The sequence below is a fragment of the Photobacterium sagamiensis genome, from assembly GCF_050337085.1.
GTDB classification, from domain to species: Bacteria; Pseudomonadota; Gammaproteobacteria; order Enterobacterales; family Vibrionaceae; genus Photobacterium; species Photobacterium sagamiensis.
Genome location: NZ_JAKJSP010000015.1, coordinates 183786 through 189965, shown reverse-complemented (window position 1 = coordinate 189965; position 6180 = coordinate 183786). Strand labels below are relative to the sequence as shown.

6 protein-coding genes and 2 rRNA genes are annotated in these 6180 nt (G+C 44.9%); 5 read left to right on the top strand and 3 right to left on the bottom strand.

What is annotated here, in order from left to right; genetic code table 11:
- Together L4D76_RS06605 and rrf are read left to right on the top strand one after the other, a co-directional pair.
- Positions 1-186: ribosomal RNA gene (locus L4D76_RS06605) — 23S ribosomal RNA — on the top strand; the annotation flags it as partial.
- A gap of 125 nt (positions 187-311) precedes the next feature.
- A 5S ribosomal RNA gene (gene rrf, locus L4D76_RS06600) occupies positions 312-427 on the top strand.
- Positions 428-665: 238 nt separating this feature from the next.
- On the opposite strand, the gene L4D76_RS06595 is transcribed toward rrf, so the two are convergent.
- From L4D76_RS06595 to L4D76_RS06585, 3 genes are all read right to left on the bottom strand, one after another.
- On the bottom strand, positions 666-881 hold the full coding sequence (locus L4D76_RS06595) for a transposase (RefSeq protein ID WP_428440118.1): 216 nt from the start codon (positions 879-881) through the stop codon (positions 666-668).
- Between the two features lie 544 nt (positions 882-1425).
- Entirely contained in the window at positions 1426-2775 is a 1350-nt protein-coding gene (gene pssA, locus L4D76_RS06590; protein WP_428440117.1) for a CDP-diacylglycerol--serine O-phosphatidyltransferase, read from the bottom strand.
- 127 nt (positions 2776-2902) lie between these two features.
- Positions 2903-3328 (bottom strand): GNAT family N-acetyltransferase, encoded by a 426-nt coding sequence (locus tag L4D76_RS06585; protein WP_428440116.1) that lies wholly within the window; start codon positions 3326-3328, stop codon positions 2903-2905.
- A gap of 75 nt (positions 3329-3403) precedes the next feature.
- Here L4D76_RS06585 and murB point away from each other — a divergent pair, with 75 nt between their 5' ends.
- Genes murB through L4D76_RS06570 form a run of 3 tightly spaced genes read left to right on the top strand, consistent with a single transcriptional unit; the run spans position 3404 to position 6134 of the window.
- Positions 3404-4444 carry a UDP-N-acetylmuramate dehydrogenase gene (gene murB, locus L4D76_RS06580; protein ID WP_428440115.1) on the top strand — a complete coding sequence of 347 codons (1041 nt, stop codon included), beginning with the start codon at positions 3404-3406 and terminating at the stop codon, positions 4442-4444.
- Positions 4441-5403 (top strand): bifunctional biotin--[acetyl-CoA-carboxylase] ligase/biotin operon repressor BirA, encoded by a 963-nt coding sequence (birA, locus tag L4D76_RS06575; protein WP_428440114.1) that lies wholly within the window; start codon positions 4441-4443, stop codon positions 5401-5403. Before murB ends, birA begins: the two co-directional genes overlap by 4 nt.
- Positions 5403-6134 carry a type III pantothenate kinase gene (locus tag L4D76_RS06570; protein ID WP_428440113.1) on the top strand — a complete coding sequence of 244 codons (732 nt, stop codon included), beginning with the start codon at positions 5403-5405 and terminating at the stop codon, positions 6132-6134. Before birA ends, L4D76_RS06570 begins: the two co-directional genes overlap by 1 nt.
- Positions 6135-6180 lie beyond the last annotated feature (46 nt).

Below are 6180 nucleotides of genomic sequence, written 5' to 3'. Positions count from 1 at the left end.
GTAGCTAAGTTCGGAATCGATAACCGCTGAAAGCATCTAAGCGGGAAGCGAGCCCTGAGATGAGTCATCCCTGATACTATAAGTATCCTAAAGGGTTGTTGAAGACTACGACGTAGATAGGCAGGGTGTGTAAGTGCTGCGAGGCATTGAGCTAACCTGTACTAATTGCCCGTGAGGCTTAACCATACAACACCCAAGGGGTTTTTTACGGACTCCATAAGCACTTGAATGGTGTTTGAGAACGATTTGCACGCTAGTTAGTATTTCCAAGATTGCTATTTTCGGCTTTGGCCGGGAATAAACAGAATTTGTCTGGCGACCATAGCGCTGTGGCCCCACCTGATCCCATGCCGAACTCAGAAGTGAAACGCAGTAGCGCCGATGGTAGTGTGGGGTCTCCCCATGTGAGAGTAGGTCATCGCCAGGCGCCAAATTTTAAAAGGCCATCCTAACGGATGGCCTTTTTTCGTTGTGTGCTAAGCATGACGTCATTCTAATACCAATCTGTACAATTAACTGATCAGGTCTATCCATTCTCGGTAGCACATTGTTGATAGTTTTTTGGATCAGCCAGTAAACGTATTCCATGCAGTGCAAATTTTATCGACAATGTCTTCATAGTTGTCTAATGAAGTATTGGATAGGCATTACTATCGTAGCAAACTTCACACTTGTTCAATTGGATTTAGTACTGATGAATAGAGAGGAAGTTTGACGAGACTAGCATTGGCCAGTCCATCGATATAATCCTCAGTATGCCAGCCTGGACCATCCATGATCACAACTGTATGTCTTTCCTTTTCTTTTCTATGAACTGGGATATTTACTGTATGTGTAACTTCATTACTTCTTTTTTTGTCCAAAAACAACGAGAGCTTCACCTACGCTACTACTAGGATAAACAGCTCCCAAGAGGGTAAACATACTCAAATTGCTATTGCTGGACAGCTCTTGGTCTAGTCGCGTTCTTGCCTACAAACGTGTTGTCATGTTTTGTTGTCCGAACCTCGCTTGCTTAATAGCCACTCAATTAAGCCTGTGCTTAGTTGTTCTGCCTGATCATGGTAGCAGGCACCATATGGGGGAAGATTTGGCTAGATCCCTCTTCAGATTACATGATTATAATCAGTAACAGCAGGCTGGCCTGGGAATCGTTTCAAAACCAGGGGGCCCGGGACGGTATGAGAGAGCCAGGCTAAATCTGCATTAGGATGGAGGAAGTGGCAGACTATCTCACCGTGACTATCAACAACCCAGACTGCGTTAGCCGGATACACATCTTTGGTCAGTATCCGTAGAGCCGCTGTGCATCGAGAGCAGGAACAATTTGATCCCCTTCTGGTACAGGGAGCTCCTCTGGGCATAGTGGACTGAGTGCACGCTGTGTATCAACATCAATAGTTGCGATAGTCTGGCTTTGAATCCTTAAAGAATCTGATTAAGGATGTGATCGGCTTTAATTCGGCGGATACGCTTAATCAGCTTTCTAACCTGAGCAGGGTAAGTGTCGACTTTTTCGATAAGCTTATAGCTACCGACAAGTTGAGTATGGCTCAAAATGCAGTCGAGTTCTTGCTGCTTCTGCTCTGCCAATAGCTGGCTCTTATCATGAACCAAGATGGCATTTTCCAAGTCTAGCTTCCAAGCTCGTGGGTTAAGGTTATTGCCTGTGATCAGCATATAGCTACGATCTACCCAGATCCCTTTTAAATGGAAACTGTTGTCATTGTGCTTCCAAAGGTGAATAGCTAACTGACGACGAGCAATAGCGGCTTCGTTTTGCTTGGCGAAATTACGAAGGTTAACTTCATATAAATAAGGCAGACCAGCAATCGTTTTAAACGGTTCGCTAGGAGGAATATAAAAGTCATTCGCCGTTTTATCGCCAACAATAATTGTTACCTTTACACCACGTCGGATCGCTCGTTTAACTTCACGACTAACAAGGCGAGGAAAATTAAAATAAGGGGTGCAGATTGTAAGTTCTTTCTGGGCACTCGCAATCAACGTGCAAATATGTTGATTCAGCTTATTCTTTCGCTTGCCCAGACCTATAAGGGGGGTCAGGCCGACCTCATCGTTAGCGATAGATTCCGGAGAGAAAGAATAGCTCGCACGTTGTAATTGAGTGCGAAGATCTTTGATGGCACCTTTTAATGCTTTGGTTTCTGGACGAATTGGCTGACTTAAGCAATTGACGGCATCGCTATTAGCCAGAGTCTCAACGATGAATTTAGCCATGCTATCAGCAAGGTGTACGTTCTGTATGACGTGATACCGGTCATAACGATAACGTTGATGTTGTGCAAGGTACACGTCGTTCAGGCTAGCACCGCTATAGATAACTTTATCATCGATCACAAAGCCTTTAAGGTGAAGAACGCCGAACACTTCTCGGTTACGTACCGGTACTCCCAACACATCAATCTGATGTTGGTAGGATTCTGCGAATTCACGATATAGTGCCGCATTACCATCTGATTTTACTGCACCAATGAGTCCACGTTGAGCACGGTGCCAATCAACAAGTACTTTGATGTCTAACTCAGGATTTGCTTGTTTCGCTTCATAAAGCGCAGTCAGAATACCCCGGCCCGCTTCATCGTCTTGCAGATATAGTGCAACAAGATAAATACGTTGTTTGGCTTGGCTTATTTCCTGGTGTAGACGTTCGCGGAAAGATCCTGCATCTAGAAGTGTCTCTAAATCTTCCGGCTTGTGTGCAATACATGGCAATTGCTCAATGCGTTGCCTGTTAGCAATAGCTGAATCCATTATCGCCTCGTTTATGCGACCTATATAAGATAAATCTGTTAATTAAGAGAGCAATTATACCAGAAAATTAGTTGATTCCATGTATACCAATACTGGCTTGTGTCACGGATGGGCTGAAAACTGTAAATTAGTGTTGATATCGCATTGCAATCAGCTCTTTACCACTCAGACGATAGCGCTGGATTCTGCTAGCCAAAGGCTCTGGTAACTGATTGTCAGCTATCACTGTAAAACCTGAATCCTGATATAATTTTTCCAGGTGACTAAAGGCAAAACAGAAGCATGGCGTGCAGATTAACTGTTCATTGGCCGCTGTAATCAGTTGTTTGGCGATACCGCAACTTCGAAGTTCTGGCTGGACCAACATACCGGTGAGCAATTGGTAATATTCAAATTGCTTGAATCTGACACAACAGATTATCCCACTGGTATTTTCTCCTATCCAGATAATTTCATCTTTTTTAGCTTTTCCAGCTGGATAATGGGACTTATAGAAGCGATTAATCAGTGGAAAACGTAGAGGTTCTAAAGGGTGGAATTTAATCTTGTTCATGGGAAAACACTGCGTAGTTAGGATGAATCAGTTAAAATGCAGCCAATAGTATAAAAGGTATGGTTCGATATTAGCATGAAAGTTTTGCAAGAAAGGTCACTGGCACCTTTTCACACCTTCGGTATCGAGGTTACAGCGGATCACATTATTGTTGCTGAGTCCGCTCAGGATCTGGTGGCAATTTGGCAGGATGAGCAGTATCGGGCTTTGCCTAAGTTGATTGTCGGACGGGGCAGCAACTTGTTGTTCTGTGAAAACTATGCTGGCGTGATTGTATTAAATCGTATTGCTGGTATCGATGTAACAGAAACGGCCGACGAGTTTCTTCTGCATGTCGGAGCCGGAGAAGACTGGCATCATCTGGTTCATTCGTCCGTGGAAAATAAGATGCCGGGTTTGGAAAATCTTGCGTTGATCCCAGGTTGCGTGGGCTCATCACCAATCCAGAATATTGGTGCGTATGGTGTTGAACTGAAGGACGTCTGCCAATATGTCGATGTGGTTGAGCTGAACACGGGCAAACCTTCCCGAATAGTGGCTTCAGATTGTCAGTTCGGCTATAGAGATTCTATTTTCAAGCATGCACTGAAAAATACCCACGCGATAGTTGCTGTGGGATTGAAACTGCCTAAAGCATGGCGTCCTAATGTCAGTTACGGCCCTCTGGCGCAGTTTGCCACTGAGACCGTAACGGCCAAAGAAATATTTGATGAAGTATGTCGTATCCGTCAGCAGAAGCTGCCGGATCCCACGGTATTAGGCAATGCAGGTAGTTTTTTCAAAAACCCTGTCGTTGACAAGACCAAGCGAGAGCAGCTAATGGCGGTCTATCCGACCATGCCAAGTTATGAAATGGCGGATGGCTCCTTCAAGTTAGCCGCTGGCTGGTTGATAGATCAATGTGGCCTCAAAGGTTATCAGGTGGGAGGGGCGAAAGTGCATGAGCAACAAGCTCTGGTTTTGGTTAACCACGATCAGGCAACCGCCAGAGATGTACTTGTTCTCGCACGTGATGTTGTCTTTGCGGTTGAAGAGAAGTTTGCTGTCAGTCTCGAACATGAAGTCCGTTTTATGGATGCAGAGAAAGAAACCAAGTTGGCAGAGGTTATGTCATGAAAGAGCACTCTACGCGTTTGGCATTAGTGGCCATGATGTCTGATGGTAAATTTCATTCAGGAGAGGCTTTGGGTGAGTCTCTTGGAATTTCCAGAGCCGCAATCAGTAAGCATATCAGGCAATTACAGGGGTGGGGTCTAGATGTCTACCGAGTGCAGGGGAAAGGCTATAGCCTTGCATCAAAATTGGAACTGCTTGATTGCGATAAAATTTTAGCTCAGGTAAAGTGCCCGAACTTAGATCTCATACCAGTTATCGATTCGACCAATCAGTTTTTACTCGACCGGGTCGGCCAGTTACCTCAAGGTGCAGTTTGTTTGGCTGAATATCAGCAGGCTGGTCGAGGACGTCGGGGACGGCAATGGCTGTCTCCTTTTGGTAGTAACTTGTATCTCTCTATGTATTGGCGACTTGATGCCGGGATGGCAGCTGCGATGGGGTTGAGCCTTGTTGTTGGGATCGCCATTGCAGAAGCTTTACAGTCATTGGGTGCTGACGAGATTAAAGTCAAATGGCCTAATGATTTGTATTATCAAAATAAGAAGTTGGCCGGTATTCTGATAGAGATGACAGGGCAGGCGGGAGAAGCAGCTCACCTGGTTATAGGCATGGGGCTCAATGTTGCAATGACTGATCAGGTAGGAACAGAGATTGATCAGGCTTGGACCAATCTGGTAGAGGCTTGTGATGACCTACCTGAGCGAAACCAATTAGCCGCAGCATTGATTGAGCGACTGTATGAAACGCTAACGGCTTATGAGCAAGTCGGTCTCAATGGCTTTATTGATCGTTGGAATAAATTAGATAATTTTTTGAACCGCCCTGTTAAATTATTGATAGGTGAACGTGTGGTGGAAGGAATTGCCCGCGGCATTGATAAACAGGGTGCCTTATTACTTGAAACCGATGCGGGTATTGAGCCGTATATCGGTGGTGAAATCAGCCTTAGAGGTTGTTGATGCAATTATTAATTGAAGCGGGTAACACCTATGTCAAAGTTGCCCAATTATTTGAATCTGGAAATTTTGAACTGTTAGGTCGTTACCCTAGCCGTAAATTAGAAATGGTGCTTGAGCCGCTATTAGAGAAAGGAATTCATAGAATAGTGTTTGCCAGTGTCGGGCCTGTTGAGGTTGATAATTCCATTCAACGCATAGCTCAGATGGCTAATATCCCTGTCATGCAGGTGAAGACGTTACGTAAAGACTTTGGTGTTAAGAATGCCTATTCTGAATATCAATACCTTGGTGTAGATCGCTGGCTAACCCTTGTCGCGGTCAGACAAGAATTTAAAAAACCAACAGTCATCGTCGATATTGGTACCGCATTGACGTTTGATGTGCTGGCTGAAGACGGCAAGCACTTGGGGGGCTGGATTGCACCCGGTTATCAGTTGATGATGCAATCGGTTCTGGAAAATACCCGTAAAGTTTTCTCTGATCGAGAACATGGGGAACATATAACGTTCTCAGATAATACGGCTGATGGTCTGAAAAATGGCTGTCGGGCAGCACTGGTCGGGTTAATCGAATATGGCCTCAAGCAGGCAAAAGAGAAACTCGGGACAAGCCCTGAGGTGATCTTATGTGGCGGAGGAATGCGCCATCTACCGACACTTTGGTCAAAACGCTATTTGCATCGTTCGGAGTTGGTCTTGGAAGGATTGGCCCTGTACGCAAAATGCCGATGATGATTAAATTTGAGACGGTTAAGAAAAAAAATAAAAAAAACTCTTA

Coding starts and splice junctions, on each gene's coding strand:
- pssA (WP_428440117.1), bottom strand. CDS start 2,775: ATGGATTCAGCTATTGCTAACAGGCAACGCATTGAGCAATTGCCATGT.
- L4D76_RS06585 (WP_428440116.1), bottom strand. CDS start 3,328: ATGAACAAGATTAAATTCCACCCTTTAGAACCTCTACGTTTTCCACTG.
- murB (WP_428440115.1), top strand. CDS start 3,404: ATGAAAGTTTTGCAAGAAAGGTCACTGGCACCTTTTCACACCTTCGGT.
- birA (WP_428440114.1), top strand. CDS start 4,441: ATGAAAGAGCACTCTACGCGTTTGGCATTAGTGGCCATGATGTCTGAT.
- L4D76_RS06570 (WP_428440113.1), top strand. CDS start 5,403: ATGCAATTATTAATTGAAGCGGGTAACACCTATGTCAAAGTTGCCCAA.